The sequence below is a fragment of the Chromohalobacter sarecensis genome, assembly GCF_023061135.1.
In the GTDB taxonomy this organism is placed as follows: domain Bacteria; phylum Pseudomonadota; class Gammaproteobacteria; order Pseudomonadales; family Halomonadaceae; genus Chromohalobacter; species Chromohalobacter sarecensis.
On the sequence record NZ_JAKGAN010000001.1, the window covers coordinates 360,890 to 375,591 of the forward strand.

Below are 14,702 nucleotides of genomic sequence, written 5' to 3' on the forward strand. Positions count from 1 at the left end.
CAGCCTGGCATCTCTCAATTTCTTGGCCTCTTCAACATAGGCTACCTGGAGATGGAAAGAGGTCAATCATTTGCCCGGTGTCGTCTGTCCGTCATCGCCAGAGCTCTCAGAAGGCCGAACGCCCAAGAGCGGAGAGTAGTATCACCGATCTTTATTCAGATCTTGGCACCGCCCCGGCCATGCTTAATACGAGAGAGAAGAGTCGTACAATTTACTGAAATGACCTCCTCTCGCCCCAGGAGGCGCTCGCGTGCAAAGCGGTCAAATGTCTCCTGGCTATCGGTCAAGGTGTGCATGTGGAGGCTACGCAAGTCGCTCATGATGTAGAGGTTGATAACTTCATTGCAATCTGCGAGTTCCGCTGCCATCTCCTCGATGGCGTAAGGTGCGACTTTTAGATCCACGAAGGTCGAAATGACCTTGCCGAGCTTCGAGGGGTTGACCACAGCCGTAAACTGCTCGATGACGCCATTGTCGATGAGTTGCTGAACACGATCTCGGGCATGAGCGCGAGAGATGTCGAGTTCTCGAGCCATATCTGCGTAGGACATTCGACCGTCTTTGATCAGTAGATTAAGAAGCGCGTTATCAAGTTTATTCATGACGTTTTAGGAGCTTTAAATTATACAGGGAAAATTGAGAACAAGGTGTTCCAGAGCCCCGATTGTCAGTCAATGATCGCTAAAATGCCGCCGGAGACTCTTCGGCGGCGTTTTTTTATTTCCGCGACGCGGGCCGTAGATCGTAGTCGAAATATTGTTCCATAAGCTCGACGAAAGTGCCGTCGGTGTAGATGCTATCCAGCGCTTGATTGAAGGTGTTGGCTAGTGCCTTGTCGCGTGGTCGAACGGCGATGGCGTTACCCTTGCCGAAGATGGACTCGGGGCTATTGATGCGCGGCCCGAGTTGGACAAAATTGCTGTCGGTGTTATCGACTTCTAGCGTATCCAACGCGACCGGATAGTTGATGAAAGCTAGATCGAGGCGCTGCGACTGCAGGTCGAGTGCCACATCCGCCGCCGTGGCATATCGCTGGATATCAAGGGTGTCAGAATAGCGCTCGGTGACATAATTATCTTGTGTCGTTCCGCGCTGCACGCCGACGGACAAGCCTTTCAGTGTCTCCATGTCGTCGATATCGATATCACTGCCACGTCGTGCGACCCACACTTTGGGTGACATGGCGTAGGGCTCGGTGAAGCGTACCTGTTGCTCGCGGGCAGAGGTAATGCGCATAGACGATAAGATGGCATCGTACTTGCGTGATAGCAGCCCGGGAATGATGCCATCCCAGCCTTGTACGACCCATTCGCAATCCAGTTTGGCGCGCTGACAGAGCTCGTTACCCAGGTCGATTTCGAAGCCCGCGAGTTCGCCATCAGCGTTGCGATATTCGAACGGTGGATAAGGCACGTCGACGGCAATGCGTACTTGTTGTCTGTCATCGTTGGACGTGTCGTTGGCCAGTGCAGAAACAGTACTGGTCAGGCTGGCACCCACAAGCAGAACGGCGATGGCCAGCTTGAGAGGTGTGGTTCCGGTCGGATGAAGGTCCGGTAAGCGTAAAGGCGGCATGAGCAGATTCCTTGTTGTCATCGATGGGGCGTCGAAGCGGCCCCCGAAGGGGCCGGGTCAGGCGGTTTTTTCGCTAGGTCTTTGGCGCAGCCGCTGGCGAATCGCAAAGGCCACCGACACTACGGCAAGGATCAACAGTGTCAGCGAGATTGGCCGGGTGAAGAACAGAGTCCAGTTTTCGTCGGTCATCAGCGCGCGGCGCAGGTTGGTCTCGGCGATTGGTCCGAGGATAACGCCGAGCACTAGTGGTGCCAGAGGGTAATCCAGCTTACTGAGGATATAACCGAAAATTCCCACCCCGAGTAGCAGATAGATGTCGGTGACGCGGTTGTTGAGGGCGAAAGCGCCGACGACACAGCACACCAGCACCACCGGCACGATCACCGAGCGCGGCACGTTGGTGACGCGCAGGAAGAAGCGCATGCTGAACAAGCACACCACCAGCACCATGAATGCGGCGAGCAGCATGGCCATGAACATGCCATAGACCAGATCGCCGTGATCGAGGATCAGTCGCGGACCGATGCCAATGCCATGGACCATCAGCGAAGCCATCAGCACTGCGTCGACGGCACTACCGGGAATGCCCAGCGCGATCATCGGGATCAAACCACCGCCGGAGGTCGCCGAGTTGCCGGACTCCGAGGCGATCACCCCTTCGGGCGTGCCAGTGCCAAACTCTTCGGGCGTTTTGGAGGCACGCTTGGCTTGGTCGTAAGCCAAAAGGTTGGCAATGCTGCCGCCGGCCCCGGGTACTGCGCCGATGAACACCCCGACCAGCGATGAACGAATCAAGTTGATCGGGTAGGCTAGCGTCTCGCGGAGCGCATCCAGCGGCTTGAAGGCTACGTTGGCGGGAATCAGTTGCTTGCCGTGCTGTGTCTGTTCGGCATCTTCGACTTCCTGAAGCAACTGGCTGACAGCGAAGATGCCGATCAGCACTACCAGGAAGGGGAAACCGTTGGCGAGCAGATCAATGTCAAAGGTGAAGCGTGCCACTCCCATCATCGGGTCGGCACCCACGGTAGCGATGAACAGCCCCAGCAGACCGGTCATCACCCCCTTGAGCATTGACTTGCCGACTAGGCTGGCGACCACCGTCATGGCGAAGATGATCAGCGAGAAATATTCCCAGGCGCCCAGCTTGACGGCAATCATCGCCAGCGGCGGGGCGGCGATGATCAGCACGATCGCACTGACCAGAGCGCCGAAGAACGATGACCAGATGCCCAGCGCCAGAGCGCGACCGGGCTGGCCGCTGCGCGCCATCGGAAAGGCATCGAAGGTGGTGGCCACCGACGATGGCGTGCCGGGAATACCCAGCAGGGCGGCGCTGATCAAACCGCCTGAATAGCCGCCGACATAGACCGCGAGCATGGTCGCAATGCCCTGCAGCGGAGCCATGGTAAAAGTCAGCGGCAGGGTCAGCACGATGGCCATGGTGATGGTGAAGCCGGGGATCGCCGAGGCGATAACACCGGCCACCACGCCGAGCAGCATGGTGGCCATCGTCGATAGCGTGAATAGCTGGTCCATGCCGGCGAACAGCGCTTCCGTCATGTTGCATCTCCTCTCGAGGACAGCTGCGAAGCCAGGGAGTCAGCCAAGGGTCAACTGAACGGGCCGCGGGGAAGGCTGATGATGAAGACATCTCGGAACAGCCAGTCGAGGCCGAACGAGAACGTCACCGCGATGACTGCGGCGATAGCCAGACTACGTGGGCGGCGTACGCCGAGCGCGAGTTGAGCCAGGACCAAGAAGAACAGCGAGGCCAGGCGAAAGCCCAACGCTGGTACGCTGATGATGTACAGAGCGAACAGCGCGAGTACGCCGAACGCTAGCCGGTGGCGCCACAGCCAGCGTCTGACCAGTCCTGGCGCGGCTGCTGTATTGCTACGATAGTGTCGCCATTCCTGGACCATGATGCCCAGGTTGATCATTATCAGCACGGCCAGCACTAGGCGTGGAAAGCTGCCCGAACCCAGCGGTTCCCACATCGACGAGGGCAGCGCCCCGGCATGCACGAACAACGTGGCGAAAAGCACCACCAGTGCGCCATTCAGTACCAGGTGGGCGAGGGCGTTGGCGCGACGGGTGTCGGGATCGGCGCCCCGGTCCGATGACCGGGTCTGCTGTAAAGGTGCCTGTGAACTCATTTGGCCAGCTTCCCTGAAAGCCGCTCGATGGTCTTGTCAGTAGTCTCGAGGTAGTCGGCGAATGCCTCAGGGCCTTCGAAATGTACCTGGGCGCCGGCGTTATGCACCGACTGAATGAATTGCTCATCCTGGGTGAGGTTCTGCATGGCGTCGGCGAGCACCGTGACCTTGTCTTCGGGGGTGCCCTTGGGGGCGATCAGTCCGCGTACGATATTGAGGCTGAGCGAGTCGTAGCCGAGTTCCTTGAAGGTCGGTACGTCGGGGGTTTCCTCCTGGCGTTCGGCGCTGCCGACTGCCAGAAAACGCAGGTCCCCATTCTTGACGAACTCGCCACTTGAGGACACGTCGCCGATCGCCGCGTCGATGTGGCCGCCCACCAGGGCACGAATGCGCGCACCAGTGCCTTCGAAGCCGACGTAGCGAAACGATAGGTTGGCGGCGTCTTCCATCATTGCCGCGTGGACATGGGGGATACCGCCGAGTGTCACACCGACACGGATCTCGCCGGGGTTGTCTTGGGCGTAGTCGACGAAGTCGTCGAATGTTTCCCAGGGGCTGTCGGCGTTGACCGTGAGGTATTGCGGTGAGGCGGTCATGGCGGCGACTGGGGTGAAGTCATCCCAGTTGAGCTGAGTCAGTTGGGTATGGTTGGCGACCAGCAGGCCCTCATGAATCTGGCCTACCGTGTAGCCATCGGGATCGCGCTTCGCAAGCTCTTTTAGGCCGGTGGTGCCGCTGACGCCGGGCATATTGATGACCGGCATGGCCTCGCCCAGGTACTGTTCGGCGTGGTTGGAAATGACACGCATCAACGTGTCGCTGCCGCCACCCGGCGACCACGGCACGATGAACTCGACCGGCTTGTCGGGATAGTCCTCGGACTGGGCCAGTGATGCGGTGCTAGCGCCTAGCGCTGTACCTAGTATTAGCCCTCCTATGATTAGCTTGAAGCGGAGGGGACGGGTCGCTTGGGGCCGACCTTGGATAGTGTTGTACTGCTGAGAAGTAAATGACATGGCTGTATTGTCCTTGTTGGTCATCAATTAGTGCGTTGCATGTAGGCCTGCGAAGGCCTTAGAGGGCCGCACGGCGTATCGCCGGATTGCAGACGGGCCCACCCCGATGCCCACTAACCGAGCAGCAGGGCGCCGTAAACGAGCCCGAAACACACGACGAACGCCGGGTGAACCCGAGTTGCCAGGAGGAGTGCCGCAGCGACGCCACCGATGATCGCGGTGTGCATGGCGCCGGCGATCGTCAAACCTTCGTCGAGAAAGCTCCAGGTCAGATAGGCCATCAGCGTCATCACCACCGGGCGGACCCACTGGCTCATTGATTTGACCTTGATCGAGTCGCGGTAACGATACAGCGTGCCCAGCGCGATCAGCATGAGTAGTAGCGACGGCGCGACGGTGGCGAAGGTGGCGATCAGTGACCCGGGCACGCCGGCGACGTCGTAACCGATATAGCCAGCCATCTTGGTGGCGATCGGGCTGGGCATGGCGTTGCCGAGTGCCAGGGTTTCGGCGAAGCCCTGCGAACTCATCCAGCCATAGTGGCCGACCACCTCGTTTTCTATCAGCGGGATGATCGCCGGGCCGCCGCCGTAGCCGACGATGTTGGGAATGAAGAACGCCAGGAACAGGTGCCAATAAATCATTTGTCCGTCTCGCGGGTCGTGTGATGCGGCTCGGGGCGCAGTAATGCGGCGACCAGGATGGCCCCGACCACCAAGCCCGGATGCACGTCGAGCCAGTAGATCAGCCCGCCGGCGATGGCACCCATGATCAAAGTCACCAGCCAGCCGAGGCTGGCCCGCGACTTGGTGAAGAAGTCCCAGGTCAGCTTGGCCATCATCACCATGACGACGGGCACTACGCCCTGGCCCATGCCCTGCACCCAGCGCTGATCGCCGTGACGGGCGTAGAGGCCGAGCAGCGCGATCATTGCCACGATGATCGGGGCGATGACCGCGATGACGGCATTGAGTGCGCCGAGACTGCCCGCGACGCGATATCCGATGTAGCCGGCCATCTTGGTGGCGATGGGGCCGGGCAAGGTGTTGCCGATCGCCAGCACATCGGCGAACGCCTCGTCGTCCATCCAGGCGTGGCGTTTGACCACTTCCTGATGCACCAGCGGGATCATCGACGGGCCGCCACCGAAGCCGAACAGGCCGATGCGCAGGAAGGCCATGAAGAGCTGGGCGTGTGTCTTCAGCATGGTCATAGCACCGCGATGCTGGCGTCGGTACGCGGCTCGGTGCCGCCGCAGTAGATGCCGTTGTCCGGGTCGCGGATGATCATCTGTCCACGGCCGAAGCCGCGTGGATCGTGATCGATCTGCATGTCGTGACCGCGCTCAGCCATCGCCCGTACCAACGGGGCCGGGTAGCCGTGTTCGATGCCGATGCATTTACCGCCCATCCACTGCCAGCGGGGTGCGTCGAGCGCGGCCTGGGGGTTGAGGCCGAAGTCGATCAGGTTCATCACGACCTGGACATGGCCTTGCGGCTGCATGAAGCCACCCATCACGCCGAACGGCCCGAGCGGCGTGCCGTCGTCGCGGGTCAAGAAGCCCGGGATGATGGTGTGGAAGGTCTTCTTGCCCGGGGCGAGCACGTTGTCGTGGCCCGGGTCGAGGCTGAAGTTGTGGCCGCGGTTCTGCAGCGCGATGCCGGTGCCGGGGACCACTACGCCGGAGCCGAAGCCGTGATAATTGCTCTGGATGAACGACACCATATTGCCGTCGCTATCGGCGGTGGCCAGGTAGACGGTGCCGCCGGCCTGCGGGGTGCCCGGCGTCGGGTCGAGTGCCGATTCACCGATCAGTGCGCGACGCTCGCGGGTATAGGCGTCGTCGAGTAGCGCCTCGACGCTGTGGCTCATGTGCTCGGGTTGGGTGATATACGCCTGCCCGTCGCTGAATGCCAGCTTCATCGCCTCGAGCTGGCGGTGCAGCACCTCGGGATTGTCGCGGCTGTCGGCCTGAAAGCCCTCGAGCATGCGCAGTGCCATCAGCGCGACCAGCCCCTGGCCGTTGGGCGGAATCTCCCAGACTTTATGGCCGCGGTAGTCCGCCGCGATCGGTGTGACCCATTCCGGCTGATAATCGGCGAGATCCTCGGCGCGCAGGTAGCCGCCGGTCTCCTGGGAGAAGGCGTCGATGCGCTCGGCCAACTCGCCGCGATAAAAGCTCTCGCTGTGGCTTGCGGCGATCGCTTCCAGGGTTTGTGCCTGGTCCTCGCAGCGGTGCCACTCGCCAGCTCGCGGGGCACGTCCGGTCGGCGTGAAGGTCTCGAACCAACCGGCGGTGGCGGCCTCCGTCAGATGTTCGCGGAAGGTCGTCTCGGCGCGCTGCCAGAGGCTGGCGATCACCGGCGACACCGGAAAGCCCTCGCGGGCCAGGCGGATCGCCGGGGCGAGCAGCGTCTGGAAGTCGAGCTTGCCGAAGCGCCGCGACAATTCGGCCCAGGCGGCGGGAATGCCGGGCACGGTCACCGGCGTCCAGCCGTACAGTGGCATAGTCTCGAAGCCGGCGTCGGCGACCGCCTGAGGAGTCAGCGCGGCGGGGGCGGTGCCGCTGGCGTTGAGGCCGTGGAGCTTACCGTTGCCTGCATTGTCGTTGGCGATCCACACCAGCGCGAAGGCGTCGCCGCCGATCCCGCAGCCGGTGGGTTCGACCACGGTGAGCGCCGCCGCGGTGGCGATGGCGGCGTCTACCGCGTTGCCGCCCTGAGCGAGGATGTCACGGCCGATCTGGCTGGCTTGAGGCTGGGACGCGGCGACCATGCCGTGTTTGGCGTAGGTGGCGCTGCGCTGGGAAGCGTAGGGTGTTGCCTGGGAAAAGGGCGTCAACATGCCATCTCCAATCGATTGTTATGTTATAAATCGTTTTGAGTAAAAAAATCGATTTTGTTGAGATGACTATGGCGCGCGATTTGATTAACGTCAATATGGGATTTGGCAAAGGGCTTACGTCACCGAGGCAGAACCTGTTCGCCAGTCATCAACGCACATTTGCCGCCATTATCTTTGAACTTGATAAGCCATTACCTTCGAACTTGAGAAGAGAGCCACGCCATGACCGCATCGCCATCCGCCAATCGCGACATGGCCTCGAGCCGAATCTTCGAGACGCTCAAGCAGGACTTGATTCGCGGGCGTTTCGCGGCCGGCGAGAAGCTCGCCATCAGCGCCTTGAAGGACCATTACCAGGTGGGGCTCAGCCCGCTACGTGAGGCGCTCAACCGACTGGCGGCCTATGGCCTGCTCGAGCAGGTCAACCAGCGTGGCTTTCGGGTGCCGGCGATGCACATCGAGGAGCTCGATGACATCGCAGGGCTGCGCGCTCAGCTTGAATGCATGGCGTTGACGCAGGCGTTTCAGGCGGGCGATTCGGAATGGGAGTCACAGGTACTGGCGGCGCAGCATCGGTTGCGGCGTGCCGACGAGCATCCTGAGCGGGTGGAGGAGTGGGAGCAGGCACACCTGCGCTTTCATCGGGCGTTGCTAGCGTCGTGTGGGTCGCACTGGTTGTTGCGCTTCATCGAACAATTGCACGACCAGTTCGACCGCTACCGGCGCTTGGCGCCGCCCAACCCGGGCGTGCGCGAGGTGCTCGATCGCCAGCATGGCGAACTGGTCGAACTGGCGCTGAGTCGAGACATTCGCGCCGCGCGGGCATTGCTCGATGATCACATTCGGCTGTCTCACAGTGTTGCCCGCGGTTGTTGCGAGTCACCGGCATCCGACGACGCGACGTGAGCCGTTGGGCGGTGTGCTCGCTACGACTCAAGGACTCAACGACTCAAAGTGTCAACGCCAACATGTCAGCGGCTAACCTGTCTTACGCCCCGCCTTGGGTACCGTTACCACGACCCCGCCCGCCGCGACGACGGCGTGGGCGGTTTTCGCCGCCCTCATTGCGATCGCGTGAGGCACTGTCGTTGCGTGAGCTGCTGTTGCGTGAGTCGTTACCGCCTGAGTTGCCACCACGGCGTTGGCCGTTGTCGCGTCCGTTGCCATTGCGCTGCCCCCCGCCACTACCACCGCGCGGCGGGCTGGTGCCTTGGCCGCTGACGAGTGCTTCACTGGGCTCGAAGCCGGCGACGGTCTGGCGTTCCAGTGTCTGGCGGATCAGCCGCTCGATGCCCGCGAGTTCCTTGCCTTCCTCGGGGCTGACCAGCGATACCGCGTGGCCGCTGGCACCTGCACGGCCGGTACGTCCGATACGGTGGACGTAGTCCTCGGCGACATTGGGCAGCTCGAAATTGACCACTTGCGGGAGCTGGTCGATATCGAGGCCACGCGCGGCGATATCGGTCGCCACCAGCACGCGAATCTCACCGCTCTTGAAGCCGTCGAGAGCTTTGGTGCGTGCATTCTGGCTCTTGTTGCCGTGAATGGCGGCGGCTTCGATGCCGGCGTCTTCGAGCTGGCGGCTCAGGCGGTTGGCACCATGCTTGGTGCGCATGAAGACCAGCACCTGCTGCCACTGATTCTCGTGGATCAGGTGCGTGAGCAGCGCCGGCTTACGGGTCTTGTCCACTGGGTGGATCCACTGCGTGACTGTCTCGGCGGTGGTGTTGCGCGGCGTGACCGAGATTTCCACCGGGTCGTTGACCATGCCCTTGGCGAGCGTGCGAATCTCCTGCGAGAAGGTCGCCGAGAACATCAGGTTCTGACGCTTGGCGGGCAGTGCCTTGAGGATCCGACGGATATCGTGGATGAACCCCATGTCGAGCATGCGGTCGGCTTCGTCCATCACCAGCACTTCCAGCGCATCGAAGCTGACGGCCTTCTGGCTATATAGATCCAGCAGTCGTCCTGGCGTTGCCACCAGGATGTCGACCCCGCCGCGTAGCTTGGCGATCTGCGGGTTGACCTTCACGCCGCCGAAGACCACGGCGCTGCGTAGCGGCAGGTGCTTGCCGTAGGCCTCGATGTTGGCGCCGATCTGGGCAGCCAGCTCGCGGGTCGGCGTGAGAATCAGCGCGCGCACTTGTTTGGCGGGCGCGCGCGTGCCGGTGGAGAGGCGCTGGAGGATCGGCAGCGTGAAGCCGGCGGTCTTGCCGGTGCCGGTCTGAGCGGCGGCCATCACGTCGCGTCCCTCGAGGACGGCGGGGATCGCCTTGGCTTGAATCGGTGAAGGTGTCTCGTAGCCTTGCTCGGCCACGGCATCCAGAATCGGAGCGGAAAGCCCCAAGGAGGTAAAGCTCATGAAATCGTCTCGGTGGCTGCGAAGTGGGCCAGAGTAGGCGGGCAGCGGGCGTGCAGCTTACCGGATATGGGCTCGGCTTGCCACTTTAGGCGTATAGCGCAGGCACTGTTCAAACTGTGTTCAGTACCCAGGCTCGGAATGCACGCATGGGCTCGGTCAGGTGACGATGTTGCGGGGTGAGCAGTGACAGACACCCCCGGCTGGGCAGCGTATGCGGCAGTGCCTGCACCAGGTTGCACTGCGCCAGATCCGCGTCGAGAAGGTGTGTCCAGCCCAGGGTGACGCCTTGCCCGGCCAGGGTGGCATTCATCAGCAATTGGAAGCTGTTGGCGCGCAGGCTGTGTTCCGGGGCGTGCCAGCGCAGACCCTGCGCCTGGTACCAGCCTTCCCAGGTAAGCCAGTCGTGATAATGATCTTCCACCACCATCAGGGTATGGCGCGCAAGCAGGTCTTCGGCATCGCGGATGTCCCCATGACGGGCCAGATAGGCCGGACTGCACACGGCGGCGACCTCTTCGTGGGAAAAGATCGCTTCGGCGCCGAGGCCGGGTGGATCGACTTCATGCGGAACATGGTAATAGATCCCCAGATCGAACTCGGCAAGGTCCAGGCGATGCGGGTCCTCGACCGTCAAGATACGGATTTCGATATGCGGGTGGGCGCGCTGAAAGTCCGGCAGCTGCCGCGCCAGCCAGATCGAGGCGATGGTCGGGCTGGATGCCAACGTCAACTGGCGGTCATCGCCACGACGACGCAGGCGCGCCGTTTCGTCGCGCAGGTCACGCAACAGGCGCTGCACCACGCGAAAGTAGTGCTCGCCGGCAGGTGTCAGGCGCAAGCCTTCATAATGACGCTCGAACAGCGGCCGGCCCAAGTCGTCCTCGAGCCGCTTGATCTGACGGCTGACGGCGCTCTGGGTCAGGCTGAGTTCATTGCCGGCTTGCGTGAAGCTGGCATGTCGCGCGGCGGCCTCGAAGGCGCGCAGACAAGCCAAGGGGGGAAGTGCATCGCGAGTGGGCATGAAAGCATCCGGGACCGAGTTCTCTCGGTCCCGGAGCATAACATGCACGCCGCCGGTTAGAGGGCCGTGCGTGGAATCTCCCGTTCCCATCGTTTCTCGCTGACCAACGTCTCGCCCTCATGAGCGATCTGCTCGGCGTTGAGGTAGAAAGTCTGCGCGTCGCAATGCAGGTGATAACGGCTCACCACCTCGACCGCGAACTGATCGTTTTTGCCGTTCTGGCCTTCGCCACGGCTGGCGCGGTAGACCCATTCGATGTCGGCACGGGTACGCGTGGCGTCGGTCGGGTGGCTGGTATAGACCTCCTTGGCCTTCTGCTCGACGCGCAGGCCGTGATCCTCGAAGCGAACGTCGCCCATGTCGTCTTCGACGGTGACGGTCACCTCGCCGCTGCCGACGTCTTCACTGATGGTGCGCTTGGGCTTTCCGGCTCGCAGGGTTTCGACCCGGCAGTGTGTGGCGCTCTCAGGCGGTTCGAATGGCATGGGGATATAAGCCGCTTTTGAAAATGGCAGCTCGAGCGTCGGCATTCCCGACTTGAGTGTCAGGTCGGCGCGTCTCGAAGGCGACCACACTAACGGAAAGCTGGCGCTGGAGAGCGCCACGCGCAGGCGATGTCCCGGGGGCAGGCGATAGCCGATCAGGTCCAGCGGCACACGAACGTCCATCGGTTCGCCCGGCACTGGTGGCGTGATGGTGCCCGGGGCGTCACGCAGATTGAGGTTGAGCGTGCCGTAGGTAATCAGCGCGCTTTCCCCGCTGGGGGCTACGTCGCACAGGCGTACGTGCAGCTGGCCGCACGCCTCGGTGCTGGTGACTGACACCGCAAGCGTCGGCTGGCCGAGAATATCGATTCCTTCGATGTAGGGGGCAGAGTCGAAGGTCAACGACAAGCCGTCATCGCGGCGCTGATCGGTCGGGAAATCGGCGCCGAACCACAGCGGGATGTACTCGCCCTGCAGCGAGCCCGCGGTCAGTGGCGAGGCGATTTGCCGGTCATTGCTCAACCGGCCGTTGGTCCCCAGGCCGTGATCGCTGAGCACCAGGGACTGTATCTCGACCTCGGTGCTAGGTGCGGGCCAGGCGGAGGTTCGCACCCACTTCCCGGGACGCTCGAGATACTTGGGCGCAGGGGGCACGCCGTCCTGTAGATAAAAGGTGCAGGGCGGCTCGTCCATGATTCCGGTGTCGACGTCCTTGAGCCAGTAATCCCACCAGCGCAGCGCCTCCTGCAGGAAGCCGATCGCCGGGTCGGGAATCGCGAAATGCGGATACTTGTGCATCCAGGGGCCGATCAGTGCCTTTCGGGGGCAGGAGAGGTGCTCCATCATGCGCGGAATAGTGTTGATGTAGGAATCGCCCCAACCGCTGATCATGTAAACGGCGGCTTCGATGTCACCATAGTTTTCGTTGATCGAACCATGCTTCCAGTAGTCGTCCCGGTGCTGGTGGTTCAGCCAGGTCTCTGCCAGCAGCGGCATGTTGTCGAGGCGGTGTTTCCACATCTCGCGCCATTGATCGCCGACCAGCGCCGGGTCAGGCACGGCAGCGGAGAAGCTCAGCATGGTCGCCGCCCAGCCGAGATTCTCCAGCAGCATGTTGCCGCCCTTGTAGTGGATGTCGTCGGCGTAGCGGTCATCGGTGGAGCACAGCGTGATGATCGCCTTGAGCGGTTTGGGGCGCAGCGCGGCGAGTTGCAGGCTATTGAAGCCACCCCAGGAGATGCCCATCATGCCGAGCTTGCCATCGCACCAGGGTTGCGCGGCGATCCAGTCGATCACCTCCAGCGCATCACGTTGCTCCTGCGGGGCGTATTCATCCTCCATCAGGCCGTCGGACTCGCCATTGCCGCGCATATCCACCCGAATGCAGGCGTAGCCATGACCGGCGAACCAGGGATGGGTTAGCTCATCGCGCACCGCTGTGCCGTCGCGCTTGCGGTAGGGCAGGTATTCGAGGATCGCCGGCATCGGCTTTGACTCGGCATCCTCGGGTAGCCAGATGCGCGCCGCCAGCCGCGTTCCGTCGGCCAGCACGATCCATTGGTTCTCGATTTCGCGTACGCGGTTCGGAAAGTCGTGCTTGATGTTCATGCGTCGTCCTTGGCGGTGTGAGAAGAGGGAGGCGGTGTTGTGAGGCGCTCGGGATATTTCAACCAGCGCCATAGCGAGCCGGTGGCAAGCAGCACGATGAGCAGCGCGGGTAGGCCGCCGAGATTGGAGAGCATCTTGATGCCGTCGATCCCCACGAAGCTGACCATGACCCAGGACACGATGCCGACGATGATCCCCCACAGGACTTTCATCGACACGCCGGTATTGAGATCCGAGTCGGCGGTCAGGCCACGTGTGCATAGGTTGCCGATGGCATCGGTCTGCGAATCCGCCGCCGTGACATAGGAGATGTAGGCGATGAATAGCAGCAGCGGAATCCACACCTGCGAGAACGGCATTTGCCGGAAGAGCTCGTAGAGCACGTTCTCTACGCCGCGATCGCTGAGGATGGCATGCAGGTCGACGCCGGTATGCGCCTGATAATAGAGCGCCGCGCCGGAGAAGATGATGACCCAGGCGGAGGCGAAAAGAGCTGGATAGAAGAGGTTGACCCGCAGGAACTCGCGTACCGTGTAGCCGCGTGAAATCTTGCCCAGGAACAGCGCCGCCATGGGCGCCCAGGCGAACCATACTGCCCAATAGAAGATCGACCACCACTGTGGCCACTGGTCCTCGCCGGCGGCGCCGGTGAACAGGCTCTTGGTGAAGAAGCTGTCGAGATAGACGCCGAAGGACTCCACGCCCAGCGAGAGCATGAAGCTCGTCGGGCCTACCACGAAGATGAACACGCCGAGAATCGCGAGCAATACGGCATTCAACGACGACAGCCGCGCGATGCCCTTCTGCAGGCCGCTGGCCGCCGAGATCACAAACGTCACCACGATCAGGGCGATGACCACACCCAGGCGTAGCGGGCTGGTCTCGCCGCCCAGGTATTGCCCCGCGCCGCCGGCCAGCGTCAGCGCGCCGGTGCCCAGCGACGAGGCCATGCCGGCCACCAGGGCGTAGAGCGAGACGGCGTCGATCAAGCCGCCGAAGCGCTTGACCTTGGGCCCGAAGACCGGCTCCAGCATGCTGGAGATCGAGAAGCGCAGACGCAGATTGTAGAACGCCAGGGCGAAGATCAGCGCCGGCACGGCGTAGATGGCATAGGGCGTGAACGACCAGTGCAGGAACATGGTCGACATCGCGAACAGCATGGCATCGCTGGAACTGGCTTCCAGGCCCAGTGACTCGGGCGGCCCCATGAAGTGATACAGCGGCTCGGCGGTGGTCCAGAACAACACGCCCACAGCCAGCGTGGTGCACAAGGTGATCGAGAACCAGCGCAGCCGTGACAGCATGGGTGTTGCCTGCTCGCCGCCGATGCGCAGTTTACCCAGTGGCGAGAAATAAACGATCACCGCCAACACCAGCAGGTACAGGCTGCCCAGACTAAATAGCCACGAAAAGTTATCCAGAATGGCATCGTTGAGCGCGCTGGTGGTCGCCAGGAAGGCATCGAGATTGACGTAGCTGGCGATCACTGCCGCCAGCAGTACCAGAAAGGTTGGCCAGAAAACCAAGGGCCGTAGCGATGTGTGCATCACCCAGTCTCCGTTTGTCGTTATCGTGTGGCGTCATGCGCCAATATCATGGCATGCCACTCTACCGACACACGGTGCGCTACGCTCA

At 62.1% G+C, this 14,702-nt stretch carries 13 protein-coding genes; 1 reads left to right on the forward strand and 12 read right to left on the reverse strand.

The genetic code is table 11. From position 1 onward, the window contains the following. Positions 1 to 155 precede the first annotated feature (155 nt). The 8 genes from L1071_RS01650 to L1071_RS01685 all read right to left on the reverse strand — a co-directional run bounded on the left by L1071_RS01650 (position 156) and on the right by L1071_RS01685 (position 7,591). Positions 156 to 602, reverse strand: coding sequence for an Lrp/AsnC family transcriptional regulator (locus tag L1071_RS01650; RefSeq protein ID WP_246897297.1), 447 nt, complete (start codon positions 600 to 602; stop codon positions 156 to 158). A 115-nt stretch (positions 603 to 717) separates the two neighbouring features. Further along, entirely contained in the window at positions 718 to 1,575 is an 858-nt protein-coding gene (locus tag L1071_RS01655) for a transporter substrate-binding domain-containing protein (RefSeq protein WP_246967899.1), read from the reverse strand. A 57-nt stretch (positions 1,576 to 1,632) separates the two neighbouring features. Continuing rightward, on the reverse strand, positions 1,633 to 3,135 hold the full coding sequence (locus tag L1071_RS01660) for a tripartite tricarboxylate transporter permease (RefSeq protein ID WP_246967902.1): 1,503 nt from the start codon (positions 3,133 to 3,135) through the stop codon (positions 1,633 to 1,635). 50 nt (positions 3,136 to 3,185) lie between these two features. After that, positions 3,186 to 3,731: a tripartite tricarboxylate transporter TctB family protein gene (locus tag L1071_RS01665; protein ID WP_246967905.1), complete on the reverse strand. Its 546-nt coding sequence runs from the start codon at positions 3,729 to 3,731 to the stop codon at positions 3,186 to 3,188. Next, positions 3,728 to 4,747, reverse strand: a complete 1,020-nt coding sequence (locus L1071_RS01670; RefSeq protein WP_246967908.1) for a Bug family tripartite tricarboxylate transporter substrate binding protein — start codon at positions 4,745 to 4,747, stop codon at positions 3,728 to 3,730. The genes L1071_RS01665 and L1071_RS01670 overlap by 4 nt, the downstream gene beginning before the upstream one ends. Positions 4,748 to 4,860: 113 nt before the next feature. Next, entirely contained in the window at positions 4,861 to 5,391 is a 531-nt protein-coding gene (locus L1071_RS01675) for a chromate transporter (RefSeq protein ID WP_246967911.1), read from the reverse strand. Continuing rightward, entirely contained in the window at positions 5,388 to 5,960 is a 573-nt protein-coding gene (locus L1071_RS01680) for a chromate transporter (protein ID WP_378109966.1), read from the reverse strand. The genes L1071_RS01675 and L1071_RS01680 overlap by 4 nt, the downstream gene beginning before the upstream one ends. Then, positions 5,957 to 7,591, reverse strand: a complete 1,635-nt coding sequence (locus L1071_RS01685) for a gamma-glutamyltransferase family protein (RefSeq protein ID WP_246967918.1) — start codon at positions 7,589 to 7,591, stop codon at positions 5,957 to 5,959. The genes L1071_RS01680 and L1071_RS01685 overlap by 4 nt, the downstream gene beginning before the upstream one ends. A 222-nt stretch (positions 7,592 to 7,813) precedes the next feature. Between L1071_RS01685 and L1071_RS01690 the strand changes: the two genes are divergently transcribed. Next, positions 7,814 to 8,497 (forward strand): GntR family transcriptional regulator, encoded by a 684-nt coding sequence (locus tag L1071_RS01690; RefSeq protein WP_246967921.1) that lies wholly within the window; start codon positions 7,814 to 7,816, stop codon positions 8,495 to 8,497. An 82-nt stretch (positions 8,498 to 8,579) separates the two neighbouring features. Here L1071_RS01690 and L1071_RS01695 read toward each other — a convergent pair whose 3' ends face one another. The 4 genes from L1071_RS01695 to L1071_RS01710 form a co-directional block, all read right to left on the reverse strand. Next, on the reverse strand, positions 8,580 to 9,953 hold the full coding sequence (locus L1071_RS01695) for a DEAD/DEAH box helicase (RefSeq protein WP_246967925.1): 1,374 nt from the start codon (positions 9,951 to 9,953) through the stop codon (positions 8,580 to 8,582). A gap of 109 nt (positions 9,954 to 10,062) precedes the next feature. Next, positions 10,063 to 10,974, reverse strand: a complete 912-nt coding sequence (locus L1071_RS01700) for a LysR substrate-binding domain-containing protein (RefSeq protein WP_246967927.1) — start codon at positions 10,972 to 10,974, stop codon at positions 10,063 to 10,065. 56 nt (positions 10,975 to 11,030) lie between these two features. After that, positions 11,031 to 13,067 carry a CocE/NonD family hydrolase gene (locus L1071_RS01705; protein WP_246967930.1) on the reverse strand — a complete coding sequence of 679 codons (2,037 nt, stop codon included), beginning with the start codon at positions 13,065 to 13,067 and terminating at the stop codon, positions 11,031 to 11,033. Then, the gene (locus L1071_RS01710; RefSeq protein WP_246967933.1) at positions 13,064 to 14,614 is read right to left on the reverse strand and encodes a BCCT family transporter; all 1,551 of its coding nucleotides are present in this window, start codon (positions 14,612 to 14,614) and stop codon (positions 13,064 to 13,066) included. Before L1071_RS01710 ends, L1071_RS01705 begins: the two co-directional genes overlap by 4 nt. Positions 14,615 to 14,702 lie beyond the last annotated feature (88 nt).